21 protein-coding genes and 2 tRNA genes are annotated in these 21,947 nt (G+C 68.1%); 9 read left to right on the top strand and 14 right to left on the bottom strand.

The window, feature by feature from the left end:
* Positions 1-5: 5 nt before the first annotated feature.
* Together recB and recC are read right to left on the bottom strand one after the other, a co-directional pair.
* Positions 6-3,293, bottom strand: coding sequence for an exodeoxyribonuclease V subunit beta (gene recB / locus A5650_RS24425; protein ID WP_067298161.1), 3,288 nt, complete (start codon positions 3,291-3,293; stop codon positions 6-8).
* On the bottom strand, positions 3,293-6,562 hold the full coding sequence (gene recC, locus A5650_RS24430; RefSeq protein WP_067298163.1) for an exodeoxyribonuclease V subunit gamma: 3,270 nt from the start codon (positions 6,560-6,562) through the stop codon (positions 3,293-3,295). The genes recB and recC overlap by 1 nt, the downstream gene beginning before the upstream one ends.
* A 95-nt stretch (positions 6,563-6,657) precedes the next feature.
* Here recC and A5650_RS24435 point away from each other — a divergent pair, with 95 nt between their 5' ends.
* Genes A5650_RS24435 through A5650_RS24445 form a run of 3 tightly spaced genes read left to right on the top strand, consistent with a single transcriptional unit; the run spans position 6,658 to position 8,609 of the window.
* Positions 6,658-7,149: an LppP/LprE family lipoprotein gene (locus tag A5650_RS24435; protein WP_156744328.1), complete on the top strand. Its 492-nt coding sequence runs from the start codon at positions 6,658-6,660 to the stop codon at positions 7,147-7,149.
* Between the two features lie 14 nt (positions 7,150-7,163).
* Positions 7,164-7,772 carry an HD domain-containing protein gene (locus A5650_RS24440; protein ID WP_067298166.1) on the top strand — a complete coding sequence of 203 codons (609 nt, stop codon included), beginning with the start codon at positions 7,164-7,166 and terminating at the stop codon, positions 7,770-7,772.
* A gap of 3 nt (positions 7,773-7,775) precedes the next feature.
* On the top strand, positions 7,776-8,609 hold the full coding sequence (locus A5650_RS24445) for a sulfurtransferase (RefSeq protein ID WP_067298168.1): 834 nt from the start codon (positions 7,776-7,778) through the stop codon (positions 8,607-8,609).
* 73 nt (positions 8,610-8,682) lie between these two features.
* Here A5650_RS24445 and A5650_RS24450 read toward each other — a convergent pair whose 3' ends face one another.
* On the bottom strand, positions 8,683-8,925 hold the full coding sequence (locus tag A5650_RS24450; protein WP_067298170.1) for a hypothetical protein: 243 nt from the start codon (positions 8,923-8,925) through the stop codon (positions 8,683-8,685).
* Between the two features lie 177 nt (positions 8,926-9,102).
* Here A5650_RS24450 and A5650_RS24455 point away from each other — a divergent pair, with 177 nt between their 5' ends.
* Positions 9,103-9,999, top strand: coding sequence for a haloalkane dehalogenase (locus A5650_RS24455; RefSeq protein ID WP_067298172.1), 897 nt, complete (start codon positions 9,103-9,105; stop codon positions 9,997-9,999).
* On the opposite strand, the gene A5650_RS24460 is transcribed toward A5650_RS24455, so the two are convergent.
* On the bottom strand, positions 9,996-10,730 hold the full coding sequence (locus A5650_RS24460; RefSeq protein ID WP_067298173.1) for a DUF3060 domain-containing protein: 735 nt from the start codon (positions 10,728-10,730) through the stop codon (positions 9,996-9,998). The two genes, A5650_RS24455 and A5650_RS24460, sit on opposite strands and share 4 nt — an antisense overlap.
* 24 nt (positions 10,731-10,754) lie before the next feature.
* On the opposite strand from A5650_RS24460, the gene A5650_RS24465 reads away from it, so the two are divergent.
* Entirely contained in the window at positions 10,755-11,156 is a 402-nt protein-coding gene (locus tag A5650_RS24465; protein WP_502687106.1) for a VOC family protein, read from the top strand.
* 60 nt (positions 11,157-11,216) lie between these two features.
* Positions 11,217-12,353, top strand: a complete 1,137-nt coding sequence (locus tag A5650_RS24470) for an NAD(P)/FAD-dependent oxidoreductase (RefSeq protein WP_067298179.1) — start codon at positions 11,217-11,219, stop codon at positions 12,351-12,353.
* Here A5650_RS24470 and A5650_RS24475 read toward each other — a convergent pair.
* From A5650_RS24475 to A5650_RS24520, 10 genes are all read right to left on the bottom strand, one after another.
* Positions 12,345-13,904 carry an HD domain-containing phosphohydrolase gene (locus tag A5650_RS24475; RefSeq protein ID WP_231992798.1) on the bottom strand — a complete coding sequence of 520 codons (1,560 nt, stop codon included), beginning with the start codon at positions 13,902-13,904 and terminating at the stop codon, positions 12,345-12,347. The two genes, A5650_RS24470 and A5650_RS24475, sit on opposite strands and share 9 nt — an antisense overlap.
* A gap of 31 nt (positions 13,905-13,935) precedes the next feature.
* Positions 13,936-14,673, bottom strand: coding sequence for a hypothetical protein (locus A5650_RS24480; RefSeq protein WP_502687107.1), 738 nt, complete (start codon positions 14,671-14,673; stop codon positions 13,936-13,938).
* A 108-nt stretch (positions 14,674-14,781) separates the two neighbouring features.
* Positions 14,782-15,381 (bottom strand): TetR/AcrR family transcriptional regulator, encoded by a 600-nt coding sequence (locus A5650_RS24485; protein ID WP_067298192.1) that lies wholly within the window; start codon positions 15,379-15,381, stop codon positions 14,782-14,784.
* Between the two features lie 9 nt (positions 15,382-15,390).
* Complete coding sequence (locus A5650_RS24490) at positions 15,391-16,092, bottom strand: crotonase/enoyl-CoA hydratase family protein (protein WP_067298194.1); 702 nt, start codon at positions 16,090-16,092, stop codon at positions 15,391-15,393.
* Between the two features lie 163 nt (positions 16,093-16,255).
* Entirely contained in the window at positions 16,256-17,074 is an 819-nt protein-coding gene (locus A5650_RS24495) for a DUF8453 domain-containing protein (RefSeq protein WP_082950943.1), read from the bottom strand.
* 140 nt (positions 17,075-17,214) lie between these two features.
* The gene (locus A5650_RS24500) at positions 17,215-18,264 is read right to left on the bottom strand and encodes a phospholipase effector Tle1 domain-containing protein (RefSeq protein ID WP_067298198.1); all 1,050 of its coding nucleotides are present in this window, start codon (positions 18,262-18,264) and stop codon (positions 17,215-17,217) included.
* A gap of 28 nt (positions 18,265-18,292) precedes the next feature.
* A complete protein-coding gene (locus tag A5650_RS24505; RefSeq protein ID WP_067298199.1) occupies positions 18,293-18,967 on the bottom strand; it encodes a glycoside hydrolase family 25 domain-containing protein in 675 nt (224 codons plus the stop codon).
* Positions 18,968-18,988: 21 nt separating this feature from the next.
* Entirely contained in the window at positions 18,989-19,717 is a 729-nt protein-coding gene (locus A5650_RS24510; RefSeq protein ID WP_067298201.1) for a DUF2510 domain-containing protein, read from the bottom strand.
* Between the two features lie 110 nt (positions 19,718-19,827).
* Entirely contained in the window at positions 19,828-20,541 is a 714-nt protein-coding gene (locus A5650_RS24515) for an MBL fold metallo-hydrolase (protein ID WP_067298206.1), read from the bottom strand.
* A gap of 20 nt (positions 20,542-20,561) precedes the next feature.
* A complete protein-coding gene (locus tag A5650_RS24520; RefSeq protein WP_067298209.1) occupies positions 20,562-21,422 on the bottom strand; it encodes an NYN domain-containing protein in 861 nt (286 codons plus the stop codon).
* A gap of 132 nt (positions 21,423-21,554) precedes the next feature.
* Here A5650_RS24520 and A5650_RS24525 point away from each other — a divergent pair.
* The 3 genes from A5650_RS24525 to rpmG all read left to right on the top strand — a co-directional run bounded on the left by A5650_RS24525 (position 21,555) and on the right by rpmG (position 21,937).
* A tRNA-Thr gene (locus tag A5650_RS24525) sits at positions 21,555-21,627 on the top strand.
* A 33-nt stretch (positions 21,628-21,660) separates the two neighbouring features.
* Positions 21,661-21,734, top strand: a tRNA-Met gene (locus A5650_RS24530).
* Between the two features lie 35 nt (positions 21,735-21,769).
* A complete protein-coding gene (rpmG, locus tag A5650_RS24535; protein WP_059101288.1) occupies positions 21,770-21,937 on the top strand; it encodes a 50S ribosomal protein L33 in 168 nt (55 codons plus the stop codon).
* The last annotated feature ends 10 nt before the right edge of the window (positions 21,938-21,947 follow it).

Below are 21,947 nucleotides of genomic sequence, written 5' to 3' on the forward strand. Positions count from 1 at the left end.
GCTCGTCACGCCGCGGCCCTCCCGAAGTCGAGCAGATCCGACAGCGCGGTGATCAACGCCGTCGGCGGGTTCCAGCTGAACACGCCGGCGGGATGCCCGTCCACGGTCGGCGTGTCGGGCCCGCACATTCCGCGCAGGAACAGATACAGCACGCCGCCGAGATGTCGTTCAGGCGTGTAGTGCGGCTGCCGCCACCGCAGGAAGCGGTGCAGCACAACGCTGTACAGCAGGGCCTGCAGCGGGTAGTCGGAGTGCAGCATCGCCTCGGCCAGCCGCGGCCGCGAGTAATCCGCCGCGGTCAAAGGCCGGTTCGGATCGCCGAGCCAGTTGGTCTTGTAGTCGACGACGAGGTAGCGGCCGTCTATCCGCAGCACCGCGTCCACCGAGCCCGACAGGTATCCCTTCAGCTGCTGCGGTCCCAGACCCGCTCCGGTCAACCGTTCCGCGTACGACGCCAACGGATCGTCCACGGGCAGGTGCGCACGCAGCAGCTCACCGACATGGCTCAGCCGGATGTCGGGCCTCGACGCGCGCAGATCCCCGCCCGCCAACGGGAATTCGAAGTCCATCTCCCGCATCCGGTCGCGCAATCCGATCTGCCGCAGCGTCGTATCTCCGGCCAGCGGTCCCAGAGGTGTGTCGTGCATCGGCACCATCGCCGCCGCCAGCTCGGTGGCCTCCACGTTGACGGGCCACCACACCGAATGCTCACGGATCCGGGCCTCCAGCTCCGCGGCGAGGTCGGCGGCGAACGGATTCGCCGTCTCGAGCACGGCGTGCACCAGCGAGCCGAACTTCGCCCCGGTCGGCAGCTCCGCCATCGGTGACGGCACGTCGGCGCCGTCGGCCGCGGTGGTCAGCGGAATCTCGGCGACCTCGTCGTCGAGTTCGACCGTCTCGGGCTCGCTGCTGACCGGTGTGGCCTCGACCGCGCGGATCAACCCGCTGTAGGACGTCCGGCGCCACGCCGTGTCGATGGATCGGTGGAAGTGCCGGGCATCGACCTCGGCGGGAGCGGCCGGCTCTTGGGGTGCGCGCCTCGGACGCGGCACCGAGTCCTCGATCACGGGACCGCCGACGACCTCCCACTCCTTGAACCGTGCCATCGCGTCATCGTCGGAAACCTTGCTGGGCACAACCACATCCGGCACCATCGGCTCACCCGGCCGCCTGCCGCGCAGCAGCCGCGACAGCCCGCCGTTGGGCTCGTCGCGCGACGGCGCCCACCAGGCGACCAGCTGCGACTGCGCGCGCGTCATCGCCACGTACATCAGGCGGCTGTCGTCGCTGGCGTCCTCTTCACGGCCGATCTTCGACACCGCGTGGAAGTCGGGGCTGTCGTTGCCACCGATGTGCAGGCATCTGGTGTCGCCCTCGTGGTAGAGCACGGTCTCGGGCTCCCACACATGGCGGTTGAACGCGAACGGCAGATAGACGACCGGAAACTGCAACCCCTTGGCCACGAAAACTGTCATCACCTGAACCGCCGCGGCATCGTTGTCGAGGCGGCGGAACCTCTCCGCTGCTCCGCTGCGCTCCTCGCGCTGGGCCCGCAGCCAGTCGCGCAGCGCCGGCAGGGTGAAGTGCTCGCGGTGCGCGGCCTCCTGCAGCAGCTGCGTCATGTGGGCCAGGTCGGTCATCTGGCGCTCACCGTTGCGCCAGGACAACACGCGATCACTCATGCCGGCGAGCTGCGCGGCCTCGAAGATCGCCGCCACCCCGCGCTCGCGGGCGTGACCTGCCCACTCCCGCAACGTTTCTGCGATGCGATCGGTCAGCGGGTCACCGCCCGCGACGAGCGATTCGGCGGTCTCACCGAAGAACATGGTCGCGGCGGCCGCGCGCACGACCCCGGGCCGGTGCGGCTGGTCGAACGCCTCGAGTAACGCCAGCCAGTCCTCGGCGGCGTCGGAGTTGAAGATGTCGGAGTCGCCGGTGTACACCGCGGGGATGCCCGCGTCACACAGCGCTCGGTAGCAGACCCTTGCGTCGCGGTGGTTCTCGACGATGACCGCGATGTCGCCCGCCCCGAGGCGGCGACCGTCGAACGTCGCCTCCGCATCGATCAGTGCGCCGATGTCGGCCGCCAGATCCTTGGGGATGTGTGTGCGCAGCTGGTCGATCGGTATGACACCGGTTCGGCTGCGGCCCAGGGTGTTCCGGGACACGACGCGCAGCCGGAACGGATCGTTGCACGGCGCTCCGGCCAACCGCGAGCCCGTGTGCCTGGCAGCGACGTCGTGCACGACGATCTTCTCGTGGCCCAGTTGGGCACCACGCAGCACCGCCTGCAACCGCGTCACCAGCGCCTCGTCGCTGCGCCAGTTGATGGCCAACGTCTTCTGGACGTCGGCCTTGGAGGCCGCACTCAGATAGGTGACGATGTCGCCGCCGCGGAACGCGTAGATCGCTTGCTTGGGATCGCCGATGAGGATCAGCGTCGACCGTTTGGTGAAGGCGCGGTCGATCACGCGCCACTGGACGGGATCGGTGTCCTGGAACTCGTCGACCATCACGATCGGCCAACGCTGGTGCATGCGCAGCTGCGCCGCGGAGTCGTCGGCGTCCAGCGCGTCGGCCAACCGGCTCAGCAGGTCATCGTAGCCGAGGATGCCTCGCTGCCGCTTGCGCTTATCCAGTTCGTCCAGAACGTCTTTCGCGAACCGGATGCAGACGGCGGCACGGGAATCCGGTGGAGGGTCCTTTGGCCGCAGCTCGGTCGCGGGATGCTCGACGACCTGCTTTGCCAGGCGCAGCGCATCGGGATAGGTCAGCACCGGGTTGTCACGCTCACGGCCGAAGTGGTGCAGGTAGAGATCGTCGACGATCTCGATGACCAGTTCCTCGAGGCTCTCGACGAGCGTGACCCGCGAGTCGCTGTCACCCGCCACACCAAGCGATTTGAGAACCAGTTGGCAGAACTGGTGGGTGGTGGCGATCGTCGCGGCGTCGAATGCGGCCAGCGCATCGCGCAGACGGCGTTCGCGCGCGGCGACCTGCTCAGCGGTGCCGTCGAGCAGGTGCTCGACGATCTCGTTGACCTCGACGCCGGCCGGATCGATGAAAGCCTGGACGGCGTCGACGATCTGGCGCCTCACCCGATCACGCAATTCCTGGCTGGCCGCGCGGCTGAACGTGATCAGCAGCATCTGGTCGAGCGTCGCGACTCCCTCGGCGAGGTAACGTGTGACGAGCCCGGCCAGCGCGAACGTCTTCCCGGTCCCTGCGCTGGCCTCCAGCACCGTGGTCGAACGTTCGGCGGGCAGCTCGCCCAGCAGATCGAAGGGTTCCATCACGTCTCCAGCGCCCGCAGCATCGGCAGCCACAGTCGACCCGAGTACGAATCCAGGCCCCGCTCCACGAGGTGCTTCAACCAGGTGCCCTTGCCGAACGCCAGCTGGTATGCGGGTTCGTCCTCCTCGCCGGGGTACATGCCCGACCGCCACTTGAACCCCGCGCGTTGTTCCGGATCGCCCTGGCCGTGCACGGCTTCGGCCCAGGCGTAAGACGTTTTCACCGGCAGCGGAAGCGGTTCGCGGCGACCCTGGTCGTACATCGCGACCAGGTCGGCGAGCAACTCCCGCGCATGCTCCGACGGCCTGCCCATTGACTCGATCCGCGGCGTGGTGCCGCGGCGGGCGCGGCCGATGCTGATCGCCTTCCACTCGCGGCTGGGATCGTGAGCGAACAACGCCAGCAACGGAATCCACGGCTGCAACAGATGGCGACCGTCGAGCTTGGAGTAGGTGACCGAGACCAGCCGCTCACCGTAGACGGGCGTGACGGTGCCGGTGATCCGGCGGCCGGCGCCGATCTCGACGTCGATGTCGACCGCGGTCGGGTCGGCGCCCCGGTACGGCCGTGCGGCGTCCGCGATCAGCGACGCCTGGTCGCAGATCTCGTTCGCTCGGCGCCAGCCGAGGTGGCCGGGCGGCAGGGTGCCGCGCCGCCACTCAGCCTGGCGGGCCTGATCGGAATCCATACCGCTCAACATGTCCCGCAACATGCGATCGCCGACCGCCCACTGCTCGAGCGCGTCGATATCAACAGGCATCGCGTCCTCGACGCCGTCGACCTCCCACGGCAACGTGTAGTCCAGGGCGCGGAAGAATCCCTTAACGGGGTCGCGGAAGAACGCGACCAGGTCGGCGAGCACGACGTCGTCGGGCGAGGGAGCGGGCAGCGGGCCGGAGACGAATCTCGGCCGCTCTGCGCGTTCGGCGGCGCGGGTGAGCGCCGCGCGCTTGACCGTGGAGTCGAACGTGAACGGCACGTTCGGAATCAGTTTCCCGGGGATGACATTGCGGGTGTCGAACGGTTGCAGCGGATGTTTCACCACGATCGCCTCGCGGACCGGATGCTCGGTGGTGCGGTCGAGCGTGTCGAGCAACTCGGCGAGCGGGACGGCCGGCGGGCGTTCCTGACCGGAGTATTCGTTGGCGCCGGTGTAGGTGATCACCAGTGTCTCGGTGGCCGCGCCGATGGCGTCGAGCAGCAATTGCCTGTCCTCGGAACGGATGTCGCGCTCACCGGTCATCGGTTCGCGGGCCAGCGCGTCGTCGCCGTCGACCACGCCCAAACGCGGGAACACGCCGTCGTCGAGGCCGACCAGGCACACGACGCGGTGCGGCACCGATCGCATCGGCACCATGGTGCAGACGGTCAGCGTGCCGGTGCGGAAGTTGGCGCGGGTGGGCCGGCCGGCGAGGTGGCGGTCAAGCAGTGCTCGGACGTCGGAGAGCCGCATCGCGGTGTGGGCGCGGGTACCCGCCGTGGCGAGCACGTCGGCGAATTCGCGGTCGAGTTGGGCGGCCTGCCAGACGTCGTCGTCACCCACGCGGGTCAACAGGCCGATGCCGTCGCTCAGCGCCTGCAGCCACTGAACAAGCGGCCTTGTGCCGGTGAGGGATTGAACGGCACACCGCAGGCGGTCGACGTACTCGGCCAGCTGGCCCGCCAGGTCGACCCGGTTGCTGCTCACGTCGTCGAGGGGAAGCGTGGTGTCGATCCAGGCGTGCGAGTCGTCGGACATGGCCACCCCGGCCAGCACCCGGTCGATGCCGAAACGCCATGTGTTCTGGACGAAGTCGACACAGTAGGGTTTGCGGTGCTCGGTGTCGAAGCCCCAGCGGATGTTGGCCTGGCGCACCCAGCGGGTGATGTCTTCGAGGTTGTCGTCGGTGAAGCCGAAGCGGGCCCGCACCGGCGCGGCCTGCGCGAGGTTGAGCACTTCGCTCGAGGTGGCGCGGCCACCCGCCAACGCGAGCAGCTGGGAGGCCACGCCGAGCAGTGGATTGGTCTGCACGAGCGACCGGTCGGCGAGGCGGACGCGCAGCTGGTGGGCCGGATGCACACCCTTGATCATGTCGCCGAGGCCGAAGCCGGCCACGATCAGAGGCGCGTAGGTCTCGATGTCCGGGCACATGACGAGGATGTCGCGCGGTTCGAGGGTCTCGTCGTCGGCGAGCAGACCGAGCAGCACCTCGCGGAGCACGTCGATCTGGCGGGCCGGTCCGTGGCAGCTGTGCACCTGTACCGAGAGGTCGGTGGCGAGGTGTGCCCGGCCTTGCGGCCGGATCGCATTGGCCGCGATGTCGGACTGCAACCACCCGAGGAGGGTGTCGCGGCGCTGCCTGCCGCCGAGGTATTCGTCGGTCCGGGGGTCGGTCGGCAGTGCGCGCTGCAGTTCGCGAAGGTCGCGGCCGAGCGTGGCGAGCAGGGGATGGCCGACCCGGCGGTGACTGTCGTCCTCGCGGCGGGGGATCTGGCCCTGCAACGCCTTGAGTTGCTGCCACATATCGTCGCTCGGGTGCGGCAGCCACAGGTGCAGGGCGTGGTGTGTGGAAAGCGCGTCAAGCAGTTCGATCTCGGTGCGGGGCAGCCGGGTGTGCCCGAACAGCGACAGTCGCTCGGGCAGATCGGCACGCGATTCGCGCAGCCGCGCAACGGTTTTCGCGTGCCGAACGTGCGGGGTGTCGGCGCCGACGCGCTCGATGAGCGCGCGCCACAGCGGCGGCTGCCAGGCGAGGTCGGCCGCGATGTCGCCGTCGGCGCCGTTTTCCCAGTCGATCAGCAGCTGTGGACGTTGGCGGGCGTAGGAGGCGAACAGCCCCGCGAGCCTGCGAGCGACGGCGTAGCGCCGGCCCTGGCGCAGTTCCCGCTCCTCGCCGGCCTCGAAGTGGCCGAGGTGGGTGGCCAGCGGTTTACACCAGTCCTCGGGGCAGGCGGCGTCGATGACCTCCATCAATGGCCACACCATCGCGTCGGGCGACCACGGGTCCTCTACGGCGGCGGTGCCGCCAGTCCTGCCGGAGCCGGTTCCGGTCAACTCCGCGATCAGCGAGCGCGGATTGCGGAACGCGATACCTGCGCAGACACCGTCGGCGCCGGCGCCACGCCCCAGCACATGGCTCAACCGCTGGCTCAGCCAGCGCTCGACCCCCTTGGCCGGCACGATGACCAGCTCCTCGGCGAACGGGTCCGACAGGGGATGACTGAGCAGAGCGCCCAGCCCGTCGGCGAGAAGATCGGTGCGTTCGGCCCGGTGGATGTGAAGCGCCATCGCCGCCAACGATAGGTCGTGGGTCCGACGGGGACGGGGGTTTACCGTGGCGGTGGACGTTTGCAAGCGACCGAGTCAGGGAAAGCCACGTTTCGATGAATCGTTCGATGGCCGCGATGTTGACCATGGCCGCCAGCGCAGCCGCCTGTATTCCGATGATCGCGACACCGGTCGCGGCAGCCCAGCCGACGTGTAGCCCCGACCAGGACGACGCGATACGCCTCGCGTTCGCCCAGCTGCCGTTCGAACCACTCACCGGGTCCCCATGGGACAGCACACCCGTGGACAGCAACTACGACCCGTGCTCCGAACTCTCCACGATCTTGGTGACGACCGAAGGCGGCACCGGCAGTTCGCCCGTGCAGGCCCTGCTGTTCCATCGCGGCGAGTACGTCGGAACTGGTACGTCCAAGGCGTACGGCTTCACCTCACTGGACTCCGCGGCCAGCAGCGACGACACAGTCGTGCTCAACTACAAGGTGCCCGGCGAGTGCAACGCCTGTGCGCCCGCGGCGATTCACAGCGCGCGCTATCGCTGGAACGGCGACCGGGCCGTGATGCTCGACCCGCCCCCGCCGACGGCCTGAGGGAGGAGTATGAGGTGAGCGAAACGACATCACCGCGCCTGGGCACAAAATTCCATGAGGCGCTGGGGTTCGCCGCCGAACTGCACCGCACCCAGACCCGCAAGGCCTCCGAGGTGCCGTACGTCGGTCATCTACTGTCGGTCGCCGGGTTGGTGATCGAGGCCGACGGCACCGAGACCGAGGCGATCGCCGCTCTGCTGCACGACGCCGCCGAGGATCAGGGCGGTGACGCGACACTCGCGACGATCGAAGAGCGCTTCGGTCCAGAGGTCGCCGGCATCGTCGAGGAGTGCAGCGATACGGTCGTGACGCCGAAACCGCCGTGGCGCGAGCGCAAGCAGAACTACATCGAACACTTGAATACGGCCTCGGACAGCACGATTCGCGTGTCGATGGCCGACAAACTGGACAACGCCAGGGCGATCCTGCGGGACCTGCGCCGCTTCGGCCCGAAGGTGTGGCAGCGCTTCAACACCGACGATCCGCAGGAACATCTGTGGTACTACCGCTCGCTGCTCGAGGTGTACCGGCGGCGTAGCGACAGTTGGCTGGTCGACGAGCTGTCCCGCGTCATCGAGACGCTGGCCGAGGAGATCGGCCCTCCGATCGCCGCTACCGTCTGAGGTATGAGCGCACGCGACACGGTGTGGATCTCGGCCGCGGAGGTGGCGCGGCGACTCGATGCGGGTGAACCGCTGACGCTGCTGGACGTGCGGTGGCAGCTTGCCGAGCCCGACGGCCGCGCAGCCTACGAACGGGGACACCTGCCCGGGGCGGTGTATGTCTCCCTCGAGGACGAGCTGAGCGATCACACCGTCGAAGGCCGTGGACGGCACCCGCTGCCGTCCGGGACCGCACTCCAAGCGGCCGCCCGTCGCTGGGGCGTGCGGACCGGGGTGCCGGTCGTGGTGTACGACGACTGGAATCGCGCCGGATCCGCGCGCGCCTGGTGGGTGCTGACCGCGGCCGGCATCGACGCCGTCCGCATCCTCGACGGTGGGCTCGCGGCGTGGACGAGCGCCGGCGGCGCATTGCAAATCGGTCCCGTCGACCCTCAACCCGGCGACGTCACCGTCGCACACCTCGACCTGTACGCCGGGGCCCGCCGGACCGTCACCGCGGACGCACTGCAGGACCCGGGGCGGCTCGTGATCGACGCGCGGGCGCCGGAACGGTTCCGCGGCGACGTCGAACCCGTCGACCCGGTCGCCGGGCACATCCCCGGCGCTGTCAACGTCCCGAGCACCCGCCTGCTGGCCGACGACGGCACCCTGATCGCCGACGCCGTCCTCGCCCGCGCGTTCGAGGACGCAGGCGATGTCGCGGTGTACTGCGGGTCGGGTGTGACGGCCGCCGTGACGATCGCCGGCCTGGCCGCGGCGGGAGTGGACGCCGCGCTGTTTCCCGGTTCGTGGTCGGAATGGAGTTCGGACCCGTCGCGCCCGGTGGCGCGGGGCTGACCAGCGCTGACATGGGAGGCCCTCCCGGAAATACGCCGCCCGGGAGGGCCTCTGTGGAGGTAAGCGCTTGTGATCAGCGGCGGTAGTCCGGCTGGACCCGCTGCAGGTGGTTGATGCCGTGGTTGCGGTGGGCACCGGTGGCCGGGTGTGCCTTGACGTTCGGCGTGGCGACGAGGCCCGGCCGCGGCGTGGTGTCCTGCGAGTAGGTGCCGGCATTGGCGGCACCGGCGAAGCCGAGGGCTCCGGCCAGGATTCCGGCGGCGACGACCGGCAGGGCGAAGAACTGGGCGATGCGGCGGGTGGTGGTGGCGTTCATGTCGATCTCCTCGTTGAGTTCGGTGTTCGTGTTCTCTGCCGGTGTTCCGGCGATGACTCAAGAGTGCTGCGCCGCGGGGCTTGTGTATGTCGACCGGCCGGAGGGTGAGCCGGTCGAATTGCGTGTCCACCGATCGGGGGATACGCCCTAAGCTGCAGGAGGCGGAGAGGAGCACATATGGACGTTCTGCGCACACCCGACGACCGCTTCGCGAACCTCGCGGGTTATCCGTTCGCGCCGCACTACGTCGACGTCACCGCGTCCGACACCGAGCCGCTGCGGTTGCATTACGTCGACGAAGGCCCCGCCGACGGCCGGCCCATCGTCCTGCTGCACGGCGAACCGACGTGGAGTTACTTGTACCGCACCATGATTCCTCCCCTGGCCGCTGGCGGCTTCCGGGTACTGGCGCCCGACCTCATCGGGTTCGGTCGTTCCGACAAGCCCTCTCGCACAGAGGATTACACCTATCTACGCCACGTCGAGTGGGTCACATCCTGGTTCACCGCGCTCGACCTGCGCGACACCACGATCTTCGTGCAGGACTGGGGTTCATTGATCGGGCTGCGCATCGCCGCTGAGCAGGGCGAGCGCATCGCGCGCGTCGTCGTCGCCAACGGCTTCCTGCCGGCCGGACAGAACAGGGCGAACCTTCCGTTCCGGATCTGGCGCGCATTCGCGCGGTACACGCCGGTGTTCCCGGCCGGACGCATCGTCGCGATGGGCACGGTCACCGATGTGCCGGCACGCATTCGCACCGGATACGATGCGCCGTTCCCCCACAAGCGCTTTCAGGCCGGGGCCCGCGCCTTCCCCGCCTTGGTGCCGACGGAACCGGACGATCCCGCGTTACCGGCCAATCGCGCGGCGTGGGATACGCTGGGGCGCTGGGAGAAACCGTTCCTGTGCATCTTCGGCGCGAAGGATCCCATCCTCGGCCGCGCCGACCGTCCGCTGATCGAGCACGTCCCGGGCGCGTCCGGTCAACCCCATGCCCGTATCGACGGCAGCCACTTCGTGCAGGAGGACTGCGGCCCCGAGCTGGCCGAGCGAATCCTGCAGTGGCGCACCTAGCCTCGGGTGACGGTGTTCCTCGACGACACGTTCACCTCTGGATCACCGGAGTGGAAGATCACCTGGTTGTCGAACCCTGACGCGCCGATCTCGTCGGCGCTGTCGATGCTCACCTGATTCTCGACGCCCGATACCGTCACGCTCAGGCAGTGACCGAGCAGGGTCACCGTGTTGTTGACTCCGCTGACGGTGATGTTGCTGCCATTGCACTCGACGGTCTCGTTCCTCTCGACCCCGGAGACGCTGTAGTTCCCGCCGGCCGGCGCGACGGCGACCTTGGGTTCGTCGTTCGGCAGCTGAGTGGGCAGCACGACGGTTGGCGCCCCGCGGGAGGGGCCGATCGTCACGCTGCCGCCGCGGGGATCGTCCCCGGTCGCGATGGAAATGCCGGGGCGACCGGTGATCTCCTCCGTCTTCGAATTCAGCGTCCACACCAGCGCACCGATGCCGGTGACGATGAACACCGCAACCGCGGCGACCAGTCCGAATATCAACCCGAGTGGTGCGCCGCTCTTCGCCGGCCCGGGCGGGAAGGACACCCCGAACGGCGGCGCGCTGTACGGCGACTGCGCGGGGAAAGGTTGGTGCGGCGCGTAGACCGGCGGGGGTAGCGCTGACGTCTGGTAGTCATTTGCGGACCGCTGCGATGTGCCCAATTCGACGGCGCCGCGGTCGGCCAGCGGTTGCTCCAGCTGCCGGATACGCGCCTCCGGGTCGTCCTCGGGGTTCATGCGCAGATGGTGCCATAACGTCGTTTGCGCCGCCTGGATACCGGCAACCCGGCACGCATGCTCGGAAAGCTGCGATCAACCGTCGTCGACTGCAAGGATCCGATGCGGCTCGCCATCTTCTACGCGGGCGTCCTCGGCGGCGACATCGCCAAGGAAGACGACACCTGGGTGGTGCTCACCGATCCGCAGGGCCGACGGCTGGCGTTCCAATACTCACCGGAGCACGAGCCGCCACGCTTCCCCGATCCGCACGGTTCGCAACAGTTCCACCTCGACATCCAGGTCGACGATCCGGACGCGGCCGAACACCAGGTGCTCGACCTCGGCGCCACGCGGGTGGCCGGCGCCGAGGAGGACTCGAAGTTCCGGGTGTTCCGCGATCCGGCGGGGCATACGTTCTGCCTCGTCTGGGGCATCACCGACTAGCCGCGGCGGCAAATCGCCGGCGCACGGTTATCGAGGCGCAGAAGTTGGTACCCAGGACCCGTGGTGGCTCCAGGGTTTGTAGCCGTCGGCAGCGGGCCGGCCGGGCTGAGCGCTGCGGAAACGTTCCGGAGCAAACACCCCGACATCCCGGTGCGCATCCTGACCACCGATCCGGCGCTGCCGTACGCGAAGCCGCCGCTGAGCAAGGACTTTCTCTGCGGTCGCGACACCAACCTCGCACTGCACAGCGAGCGGTGGTTCGAACGCAACGCCGTCGATCTGATCCGGGGGGTCACCGTCGACCGCATCGACGTCGACCGCCAGGAGGTGGTGACGGCGGGCGGTCAGCGTTACCCCTACTGGCATCTCGTGTTGGCCTCCGGCTCCGTCCCGGTGCGGCCGCCGATCCCCGGTGTGGAGTCCGCGTTGACGCTGCGTTCGTTCGCCGACGCGGTCGCGCTGAAGATGGCCGCGCGGTACTCCGACTGCGCCGTGGTCATCGGCGCCGGACTGATCGGCTGCGAGGCCGCGTCGTGCCTCGCCGCGCGCGGGGTGGCCACGATGATTGTCGCCGCCGAACACGTCCCGCTGCAGCGCAGGTTCGGCCTCGAGGCCGGGGAACGTGTCGCTAAGTTGCTGTCGGACAACGGTGTTCGGTTCGCCGGTGAGACGACTGTGGCCGCGATCGAGGACACCCGCGTGACGCTGGGCAGCGGCGAGACCGTCGACGCCGACCTCGTGGTATGCGCGACGGGGGTACGCCCCGACATCCGCCTCGCCGAGAATGCCGGTCTGCAGGCCCTCGACGGGCGCATCGTCGTCGACGAGCACATGCACGCGTCGGCGCGCAACGTGTACGCCGCGGGCGATGTCGCGCTGGCGCACAACGTGACCGCCGGCCGGCGGATCCCGGCCGAGCACTGGCGTGATGCCGCGCATCAGGGCCATGTCGCCGGGCTGACCGCCGCGGGTTTCTCCGCAGCTTGGGACACCGTGCCCGGGTTCTCCTGCACCATCGGCACTTCCGTGCTCAAGTACCGCGGGTGGGGAGTCGGCTACGACCGTGCCCGGTTCGTCGACCACCACACCGGGTTCACCGTCTGGTACGAAGCGGGCGGCGACGTCGTCGGAGTGCTCACCCTCGACGCCGACGACGATCACCGCCGGGCGGGGGAACTGCTCACCGGCTCAGGCTGACCCGAGCCCGTGTTCCAGCGCGTACATGCTTGCGCCGATCCGGTTCGAGACGCCGATCTTGGCGTACACGTGCTCGACATGGTTGCGCACGGTCTTCTCGCTGAGGACCAGCCTGGCCGCGATGTCCTTATTGCTCGCCCCCTGTGCGACCAGGCGCAGCACCTCGACCTCGCGGGCGGTGAGCCCGTCGGGCCTGGGCGCACGCCTGCCCGACGCGTGCCCGGATGCCTGCAGCACCGCGTCGGCGGCGGCGGAGTCCAACTGCCCCTTCGACACCCGCTCCCGCAGTCGTCGGGCCGCGCCTGCGGGGCCCAGCGCCTCCCGGTAGGGCCTCGGTTCCAGCGCGCTCTGATAACTCACCACGCACGCCAGCAGGCGATCGGGCATCGCGAGCTGTCGCGCGGCCAGGCCCCGCGGATACCCTGAGCCGTCGAGACATTCGTGGTGGTTGGCCGCGACGGCCGCGATCTCCCTCAGGGCCGGTACCTGCGAGAGGATTCGTTCGGTCAGATACGGGTGCAGCCGCATCCGCTCGAACTCCGCCATGCTGAGCGTGGCCGGTTTCGACCAGACCTGATTCGAGACGCCGATCCGGCCGAGGTCGTGCACGTACCCCGCGCGCCGCGCCGTCGCGACCGCCTCCGGGTCGAACCCGAGCACCTCGGCGGCGGATGCGGCAAGTTCGGCGACCGCGCGCGAATGCCCGAGCGTGAACGGGCATTTGAGGTCGACGAACTCACCCAGCGCCATCAGCAGCGTGTCGAGCGCGTCGCCGTCGAGATGTGTGCCGCGATCGGGCGCGTACCGCAGCGCCGTCGCCCACGCGTCTCCTGTCGACGGCACCGACAGGACGTCGTCCGGATCGGCGACGAACGCGTCGACGACCACGGGGTCGAACTGGCCGCCGCGTCTGCTGCGGGCCATCGCCACGGCACCGTCGACGCCGTACTCGCGCTGGTGCACCTCGACCATGTCGGCGACCTGAGCCACCCGCATCTCGATCGGTATCCCGTCGCCGGAGGCGCCGTTCGGCAGCCCGCCGCCGTCGTAGCGTTCGAAGGTGTGGCGCAGCGCGTGCTGCACGTCGGCACCGAGGCCGATGCGCTCGGCCAGCAGTCCGGCAGACGTGCAATGTGAGTGGATCAGCTGCGAGATGTGTCCGCGCGCATTGGCATACAGCGTCGCCGCCGTCTTCAGCCGGGTGAGCAGCGACTCACCGCGGCCGAGGTTGGCCAGCAGGAAGCGGTGGTACGGCAGTCCGGACCAGTCGACGAGGTACGAGCTACGTCTCACCGCAATGTCATCGCCGAACCACCGGGCGTACTCGTGCGAGTCGGCATGACAGCCGATCCACATGATCAGCGTCGTGTAATAGATGCAATCGCGCTGCTGTGCAGTCAGATTCAGGCGGTCGGCCAGCCGTGTCGCGATCAGCGCGGACCGCAGCATGTGTTCGGCGGGCTGGCCCAGGCCGAGGTCGACGGCGACCGACAGCGCCGCGAGCACTTCCGCCCGGGTCGGATGCGCCTGCGGGGTGCTGGGACCGGCCACAGCCCGATTCTGCACCGTCGGCATGGCCGGATCAGCCCGTTAGGTCAAGACGGTCGGCATCGCGGTGCCGTGCGACGTCGAACGCCTCGAACCGGCCCTGCGCCACCACGCAGATGCCGCGCTGCGGCAGTTGGAAGTCGGCCAGGTTGCCCTGCACCGGATGCGGACCGACGGGGCCGAGGTCGACGCCCCGCACGACGGCCGACGAGTCGGCGACCGCCCACACCCTCCTGGGCGCGATGCGGAACTCCTGACCGTTGGGCAGGTTGCCGGTCAGTCGCACCCTGCCGATGCCGAGCACCGGCCCGACGATCCGGCTCATCACCCGCAGCATCCGTCGGTTGCGGGCGGCCGCGGCGGGTATGTGTGACCCGATGGCGCTCATCAGCCGCGAGCCCGGGGTCGTCTCGATGTCGACACGCCAATCCAACACTCCGGCAATCGAAATCGCGAGCGACCACGGTGTCAGCCACTCGGCGTCGATGGCGCATACAACCGGATCGACCGGTGTCGCCGAGCTGAAGTACCGCGAGCAGCTCTGAGGGCCGGGTGTCGTGGCGTAGAAGGTCCACACGCCGTCCGGCGTGCGGTGCCACACCGATTTGTAGGCAGGCGAGAAGGATGTCTCGGGGAAGTCGCGGTAGGCGAGGTAGTCGCCGTTGACGAAGGGCAGTCCCATGACGCCGAAGCCGACGACGCGCTCCTCGTCTCCGTCGGGTAAGGGCATGGTCTTGGTGGCGGCCGCGAAGGCCTGTGGTGTTTTGGTCATGGTCGTCATCGTGTGGCACCCGGCCGGCCGCTCACATGGGGCAAACGCCCCAGAAGTGGGGGGTTTGGGTGCTCTAACTATCGCTCAGCGACCGATAGGACACCGAAATCACGATGGGGCGGGGCGCAATCCGTCCAGCAGGGACCGCACGCCCAGCCTCCACCGGTGCTCGATCGACGGCGCCGACGACCCCAACCACCGCCCGAGTTCCTGGACCGCGAGGCCCTGCGCGAGCGCCAGCAGCACATGGGCGATGTCGGCGACGTCGCCGGCCAGCAGCCCCGCGTCGACGCAGCGCTGGATGCGTCCCGTGAACGCCTCACGCACCGAGGCGCCGGCCGCCGCTTCGTCGGGTCCGGGCTCGAGTTCGGCGAACGGCCGCGCGAACATCAGCTGGGCGAGGCGCGGATAGGACCGGCAGAATAACCGGAACACCGGCACCAGCCGTTCCAGGTCGGCGAGCGGATCGTCGGTCAGCGGCACCGTCTCCAGCTCGGCGCCCAGCAGCCGGAACCCGTCGAACACCATCGCCCGCAGCAGCCCGGCCTTGTCGGAGAACAGCTCGTACACCGCGGGCACCGACGTGCCCGCCCGCTCGGCGACCCGTCGCGTGGTGAAGCCAGAGATTCCTTCCTCGGACAGGGTCGCGATCGCCACCTTCAACAGATGGTCCCTCAGTTCGGGCGTGCGCTGCTTCGCCCTCGGCACCGGACCGACCTAGCCGAGGCTGAATTCGGTTGCCAAGCCGTCGATTCCGGCGCGAATGGCCCGCAGCGCCGATTCTCGGGCCTTCAGCTTGGTCCCGACGTGCGCGCCGGCGTGCACAGTGTTCGCGAGCTCCGTCGCGACCTCCTGCGCCCGCGCCAGCACACGATCGGCCTCGACGATCTCGTCGAGCCAGCCGCCGTTGACGGCCTCGTCGCCGACGAATGTCGACGCGAGGGCAGCGCCTCGCTGATAGACCGCGGGGGTCAACCGGAACCGCATGATCTCCAGCGCAGCGATCGGGATCGTCATGCCGATCGCCACCTCGATCGCCTGGCAGCGCGTCTTCGGCTGACCCACCCGATGGTCGCCGGAAAGCAGCAGAAACGACCCCATCGCGATGGCCGGACCCGTCGCGGCCATGACCACCGGGACGGGGAACGTCAAGCACCGCACCGCGAGCTCGAATCCGCCCGCGAGCATGCCGTGGGCCGCCTGTGCATCGCCGGACTGAAACACGGTCAGGTCGAACCCGCCGCTGAACACGCGCCCGTTGCCCGCGATCACCACCGTCTTCGCGCCGTCCGTCTCGGCGCGGTCGAGCGCCTCGTTGATCGCGGTCTGCATGGCGGGGCCGAGGACATTGACCTTGCCGTCATCCAGGGTGATCGTGGCGACGGAATCCGTGAGTTCATAGCCAACGAGGTTGCTCATCGCTTCTCCTTTGAATGCGGCGGCTAATCGTATCGATGTTACGAAACCTCGCTACGAATGCAAGAGACTGGGGTAGCTCGCTACGCGCGACGTCTGGTCGCCACCTTTCTACCGTTGAGACAGCCCGGTAGCGAGGGGTTACCGGGCTCCACCGCGCGGCGTGTCAGGCGATGCGATGCCGGGCCGTATCGGTCCTGAGGATCTGCGTGTGCGCTTCCTCGAACTCCGCGTCGATGTCGACCGGTCGACCGGGCGCGGCGCCGTTGCGCGGCTTCCGTTGTGGGCCTTCGGATTCCGTCCGGTATCGGTCACGCAGCTCGTCAACCGCGGACCGCACGCGATTGATCTCCTGGCGCAGCACGTCTTCGCGGCTCTCGCCGGCCGCGTACTGGTAGTAGGTCAGCAGATGGCGCAGCAGTTCGAGCTTCTGCTTCTCCTGGCGGGCCAGGTCGTGGGTCGTCAACAGCTCGAGTCGCTCAACCGGGTGCAGCGTGGACCAGTCCAGCACCGCCGTGGAGCGGTAGCGGCGTCGGGAATCTTTTTTCTTGGCCTGCCCGTGCCTGTCGTAGTAAGTGATCGCGCCGTCGAACCGGGACGCGATGGCCTCGCCGAGCTCGCGGCGGTCCAGCGCCGAATCCCACACGATGCGCCATTCCTGTCCTGGTGCCAGATAAGGGATTTCGGCAGGCAGGTTCAGAGGGGCGATGTCGACGTAGCGGTCGTCGTAGACGTTCTCGTACTTGGCCACCGTCGGCGGGTGCGCGAAGTCGAAGCGGATGTTGTAGGCCGGTGTGCGACCGAAGTTCTTGACGACGAGCTCGATGAGGTGCCAGTCGTTGGCCGCCGGTTCCATGAACATCGCCACGTTGGGCTGCATCAGCTCTTCGCTTTGGCGCCGAACCCGCTGATACTGCCGCCACGCGTACACCAGCGCGGCTATCCCGACCGCGACGGCGAGCCAGGCGGCCAGCGCCGTCCACATACCGGCCGACAGGCCGAGAACCCCATCCGAATCCACGCACCGCTGTATATCACGCAGCAGCGGATCCCACAGCCTTTGCTAATTGGCGTGGGCGTCGATTAGTCGGCTGGCCGGGAACGATCGTGACCGGCGGACATATCTCACACTCGGGTTGCCGGGGTCAACTCTCGGATATTGCTGACCAGCTCACCGAACGAGGCATCGAGTGACGCGTCGGCGACGGTCGGCGGCGTATCCGCGACGTGGACCAGGCGCTCACCGCGCGCCGCCCAGTCGAGGTCGGACCACGTCACGCGGAACGGTAGGCGCTTCCAGTACTGCGGATGGTCACGCAGGTACAGCTCGACGCTGGCGTGCACGGCGGCGTCCTCTGGCAGCCTGCGGAGCGAGAGCGTGTGGGCGGTCTCTGCGAGCGCGTCGTACTGCCCGGGCGCAGGCAGCGCGTCGATGCGCTCGTCGGACATCGCCAGACCCGCGCCGACCGCTCCGTCGAGCACCCAGTCGAAACAGATCTCGGCCAACTGCCTGCAGGCTCCCGGTCCGCCGGCGACATCACAGTGGGCGCCGCGGAACCAGACTTCCTCGACGCGTTCCGACGTCGAGGTCGTCAACCGTTCGCCGGGCCGGCCGTCGATTGCCACGGCGTGCCTGCCGGATTCGACGTTCGCGATGGGGGCCGGTACCGCCCGGCGCGTGAAGCCGGGCATGCGCACCGCGTCCCAGAGACCCAAAAATCGGACCGAGACAGGGATTTCGCGTTCAGGAGCCAGACGTGCCGCGATCTGCGTGACCCGTGTCCAGTCCTGTTCGGTGCGACCCGTCCGCGGCAACGCGTATGCGTCCAGCACGAAGTCGGCCAGGTCGGGCAAGATGCCGACGGTCGCGAGCAGCCGGGTCAGCGCTTGGGCGCAGTAGCCGCCGCGACCGACGCCGAAGAAGTAGATCGCGTCCCCGGGCTCCCAATGGTCGACCAGAAATCGGTACGCCTCCGCGATGGCCGCGCGAGCGTCGTCGGCGGCGTCCTTGAAGGGGTGCAGCGGTGAACCATGATTTGCTGAGAGCCCCGGGTGATACCACGCAACTTGATCGGGGGCCTCGTCGAGCGAATGGAGAAGTCGGAGCGCGTTCGTGGCGATTTCGGGTCCGGAATGTCCACGATTGCGGTCGAAGGACAGCACTAGCTTCTTCATCTTGGCCCCCCGGCCCGAATTTTTGACGCTAGGGTCTACAAGTTTGCCCCCATGCGGCTCTCTTGTCTAGAAATTCGAGATCTTCGGCAGATATGCCGCATGCACGTGCAAACACTCCAGGGCTCAGACCGTCGGCCGAGTTCATGTCACAGTTGCCGAACGGTGGTGCACCCTCCGGTAAACCACCGCCGTATCCAGTGCCGTCGGTGTACTGATGGGCCACCTTGCCCGGACACGGCGGATTGTGGCCGTAGGCGGCGACCACGAGGCGCATGCCCGGCGGTTTGTGAGGCCACAGGGAGTTCAGGTCGTTGACGTTGCCGTAGCCGATCACCTTCGCGGCGCTGCCGACGAACGTCCCGACCTCGCGGTGGGTCGCATTGATTCCCGTCGAATGGTTGCCGCCGAGCTGCCCGCCCCATGACTCCACGTCGAGCATGACCGCCATCTTCGGGTGGGCGGTGCCGACCTGATCGCGGAACGTGTCCACGGTTTCGCGCCAGTTGGGCCGCCATACAAAGTACACGATGAAAAATGCCAGACGCCCGTTGTCGACATTGCGGCGGCACCAGTCATAGTTGTTGCGCCACTGGCGATCTCGATACGTTCCATCGTTGGAGCGGATGCACAACACCGAATACGGATAGCTGTCGTCGACGCCGACCTGCCACTCCGACACGTCGGCATACAGCGTGTCTGCCACGCCCGCCAGTCTGACGGAAAGCTACGGCAGCGGAATCTGCACACCCACGCTGAGCGGATCGGCGTGCACCTCGACGAAGTCCGGCACCGTTCCTGGTGGCACGTCGTATGCGAGGCCGACCTGCGCCTCGGCGCCCGATGGAATCTCGACGACTCCGCCGCCGACGTAGAACGTCGCCTCGTCGTCGATGGAGTAGACCGTGTCGGCGGCGTGCAGCTTTTGAAGGGTGCCGAGGAATTGCGCGGCGGCGTCACTGTTGTTGACCACCGACAGGCGCACGACGACGTACTCGCCCGTCGCGGTCTTCTCGACGGGCGCCTCGGTCGAGGACACGGTCGTCCCAGTCTCGACATCGACCAGCGTGAACGACAGCGGCCCGTCGACGGTCACTGCACCGGCCGGCGGCAGCGCGGGGGTGGAGACTTCGGCCGCATCCGCCTCGTCGGTGGCGGTCGTGGTCGCCGCGGTGGTGGTCTCGGTCGAGAAGGTGCTCGTGGCGGCGGCGATGTCGTCGGCGTCGTTGAGAAACACGCCGTAGACCACCGCGAGGACCAACACGATCAGCAGCGCACCGCAGGCGGCGAGGTAACCGGTCAGCAGTCTGCGGTTGTTCCGGGCCGCCGGCGCAGCGGGCCGCGGTGCCGGATCGGGTGAGCGGTGCTCGGTCCATGTCGATCCGTCCCAATACCGTTGGGCGGCAGCGTCGTCAGGGTCGGGATACCAGCCGGCGGGAGTGGGTGGCGTCGTCATCGCAAGCGGTCCTCCCGGTACGCGCCGCGGGGCGCCGAGCAAACGGGAGAATAGCGCAGCAGCGCTCGGACCGGCGCTTTTTCGTCAACCGGACCTTGTGCGGTCGAAGGTCAGCCGCCCATCAGCATGCGCCACTGGTCGAGGTTGCTCGCCCGGTAAACGTAGTTGGTCTGGCGCACCTCCGACAGGGACGCGCTGGGCTCGGCGGAGTACCAGTGGCCGGGGAACACCGTCGGGTCACCGGAAAGCTTCGCCAGGGCCTGCAAGCTGCGGAACATGTCGTCGACGTTGCCGCCGGGGAAGTCGGTGCGGCCGCACCCTTCCAGAAACAGGGTGTCGCCGGCGACGAGTCGCCCGTCGAGCAGGAAGCATTGGCTGCCCGGGGTGTGGCCGGGAGTGTGCAGCAGTTCGATGTCGATCTCGCCGACCTTGACGACGTCGCCGTGCTGATGCCCGGTGAGCTCGCTGCGAGCGATTCCGGTGACCTTCGAAACCCAGTCCGCCTCAAGCTGGTTGACGTGTACCGGCACGCTCGTGCGCTCCAGCAGTTCGGCCAGCCCCTTGAGTTCGAAGCCCATCATCGAGCCACCGACGTGGTCGGGGTGGTGGTGGGTGACGAGCACGCCGGACAGGCGCATGCCATCGGCCTCGAGCGCATCGACGAGATCGCCTGCGGCGTAGGCGGGGTCGACGATCACGGTGTCGCCGGTCTCGCGGTCGCCGATCAGGTAGGCGAAGTTGCGCATCTGCTGGGCGATCATGTCGCCGGTCGCGAAGTCGCGACCCGACAACAACTGACGGAAGTAGAGCCGATCCGAAGCCATACCGTCAGCGTATCGGCGGCTCAGTCCTGGCTGCGCAGCCGCACCATGCGGATGGTGCTGCTCTCGTCGAGCTCGACTAGGTCGGTGTGCGAGCGCAGGAAGTCGCTGAACGAACGGAACCCGAGCGACTTCTCCGAAAACGACGGGTCCATCCGCTTCATCTGCGCCTTGACCGCCGAATTGTGCAACCAGTCGGAATCGTCCTTGCCGTGCGCGATGCGCAGCGCGCGCTCGAGCAGCGCGGTGGCCGCGGCCTTGGGGTCGGGAGCATCGGGCTCCTGCTCGGCGTCGGCTTTGGTCCGGCGTCTCTTCGGCGCGTCCGACTGGACCGGGGGAACGCCGGGCAGCGCGTCGTAGGAGACGTACTCGTCGCACGCCGCGGTGAGCGACCGGCTGATCGATCCGGTGATGCCGATCCCGACCACGTAGCGGCCGAGACGCTTGCATCGCTGGGCGAGCGGAATGTAGTCGGAGTCGCCGGCGACGATGACGACGTGGGTCAGGTCGGGCAGCCGGAACATGTCCTCGACGGCGTCGACCGCAAGCCGGATGTCGGCACCGTTCTTGCTGTACGCCGCGGCCGGAAAGAGCTGCACGAGGTCGACCGCGCGGCCGACCAGCTGATCGCGGTAGTCGGCGTTGACGTCGGTCGACCAGTCGGCATAGGCCTTGGTCAGCACCAGCGTGCCGAACGACGAGGCGAAGTCGATGATCGCGCCGACGTCCACGGTCGCCTGCGTCAGCCGGCCCGGGTGCTTGTGAAAACCGGCGGCCTTGTCCCGTTGGAACGAGTTACGACCGTGGATCTGGTCGTAGCGCGAGATCACGATGTTGTCGAAATCGAGGTACACCGCCACGCGGGTCGCGCCGGGTTCGGTCACTGTTCCGTCCTATCACTCGAGGGCTAGAGTCGGGCGGTAGCGGTTGAGGTGATCAGCGGTTTGGCGCGGCAATCGGCGAGACTGTACCCTCTTTAAGGCTCGCGCCACGTGCGCGGACCTCGAAGTAGGCAGGCCCCCTTAGCTCAGTCGGCAGAGCGTTTCCATGGTAAGGAAAAGGTCAACGGTTCGATTCCGTTAGGGGGCTCGGTGAGCGGGCGGACATCCGCCCGGATCCCGGGGCGGTGTAGCTCAGCTGGTTAGAGCGCACGACTCATAATCGTGAGGTCGGGGGATCGAGCCCCCCCACCGCTACAGGCAAATGAACGCGTAGACGAAGGACAAAGAACGTGGCCTCCAGTACCGATGTACGGCCGAAGATCACCTTGGCGTGCGAGGTGTGCAAACACCGCAACTACATCACCAAGAAGAACCGCCGCAACGACCCGGACCGGCTCGAGATCAAGAAGTTCTGCCCGAACTGCGGCAAGCACCAGCCTCACAAGGAATCGCGCTGAGTCGAGCCCC

The sequence above is a fragment of the Mycobacterium sp. 1164985.4 genome (assembly GCF_001668575.1).
In the GTDB taxonomy this organism is placed as follows: Bacteria; Actinomycetota; Actinomycetes; order Mycobacteriales; family Mycobacteriaceae; genus Mycobacterium.

Coding starts and splice junctions, on each gene's coding strand:
- A5650_RS24460 (WP_067298173.1), bottom strand. CDS start 10,730: ATGAACCCCGAGGACGACCCGGAGGCGCGTATCCGGCAGCTGGAGCAA.
- A5650_RS24480 (WP_502687107.1), bottom strand. CDS start 14,673: ATGACCAAAACACCACAGGCCTTCGCGGCCGCCACCAAGACCATGCCC.
- A5650_RS24495 (WP_082950943.1), bottom strand. CDS start 17,074: ATGTGGACGGCGCTGGCCGCCTGGCTCGCCGTCGCGGTCGGGATAGCC.
- A5650_RS24445 (WP_067298168.1), top strand. CDS start 7,776: ATGAGCGCACGCGACACGGTGTGGATCTCGGCCGCGGAGGTGGCGCGG.
- A5650_RS24510 (WP_067298201.1), bottom strand. CDS start 19,717: ATGACGACGCCACCCACTCCCGCCGGCTGGTATCCCGACCCTGACGAC.
- A5650_RS24455 (WP_067298172.1), top strand. CDS start 9,103: ATGGACGTTCTGCGCACACCCGACGACCGCTTCGCGAACCTCGCGGGT.
- A5650_RS24500 (WP_067298198.1), bottom strand. CDS start 18,264: ATGAAGAAGCTAGTGCTGTCCTTCGACCGCAATCGTGGACATTCCGGA.
- recB (WP_067298161.1), bottom strand. CDS start 3,293: ATGGAACCCTTCGATCTGCTGGGCGAGCTGCCCGCCGAACGTTCGACC.
- A5650_RS24450 (WP_067298170.1), bottom strand. CDS start 8,925: ATGAACGCCACCACCACCCGCCGCATCGCCCAGTTCTTCGCCCTGCCG.
- A5650_RS24435 (WP_156744328.1), top strand. CDS start 6,658: ATGAATCGTTCGATGGCCGCGATGTTGACCATGGCCGCCAGCGCAGCC.
- recC (WP_067298163.1), bottom strand. CDS start 6,562: ATGGCGCTTCACATCCACCGGGCCGAACGCACCGATCTTCTCGCCGAC.
- A5650_RS24490 (WP_067298194.1), bottom strand. CDS start 16,092: ATGAGCAACCTCGTTGGCTATGAACTCACGGATTCCGTCGCCACGATC.
- A5650_RS24515 (WP_067298206.1), bottom strand. CDS start 20,541: ATGGCTTCGGATCGGCTCTACTTCCGTCAGTTGTTGTCGGGTCGCGAC.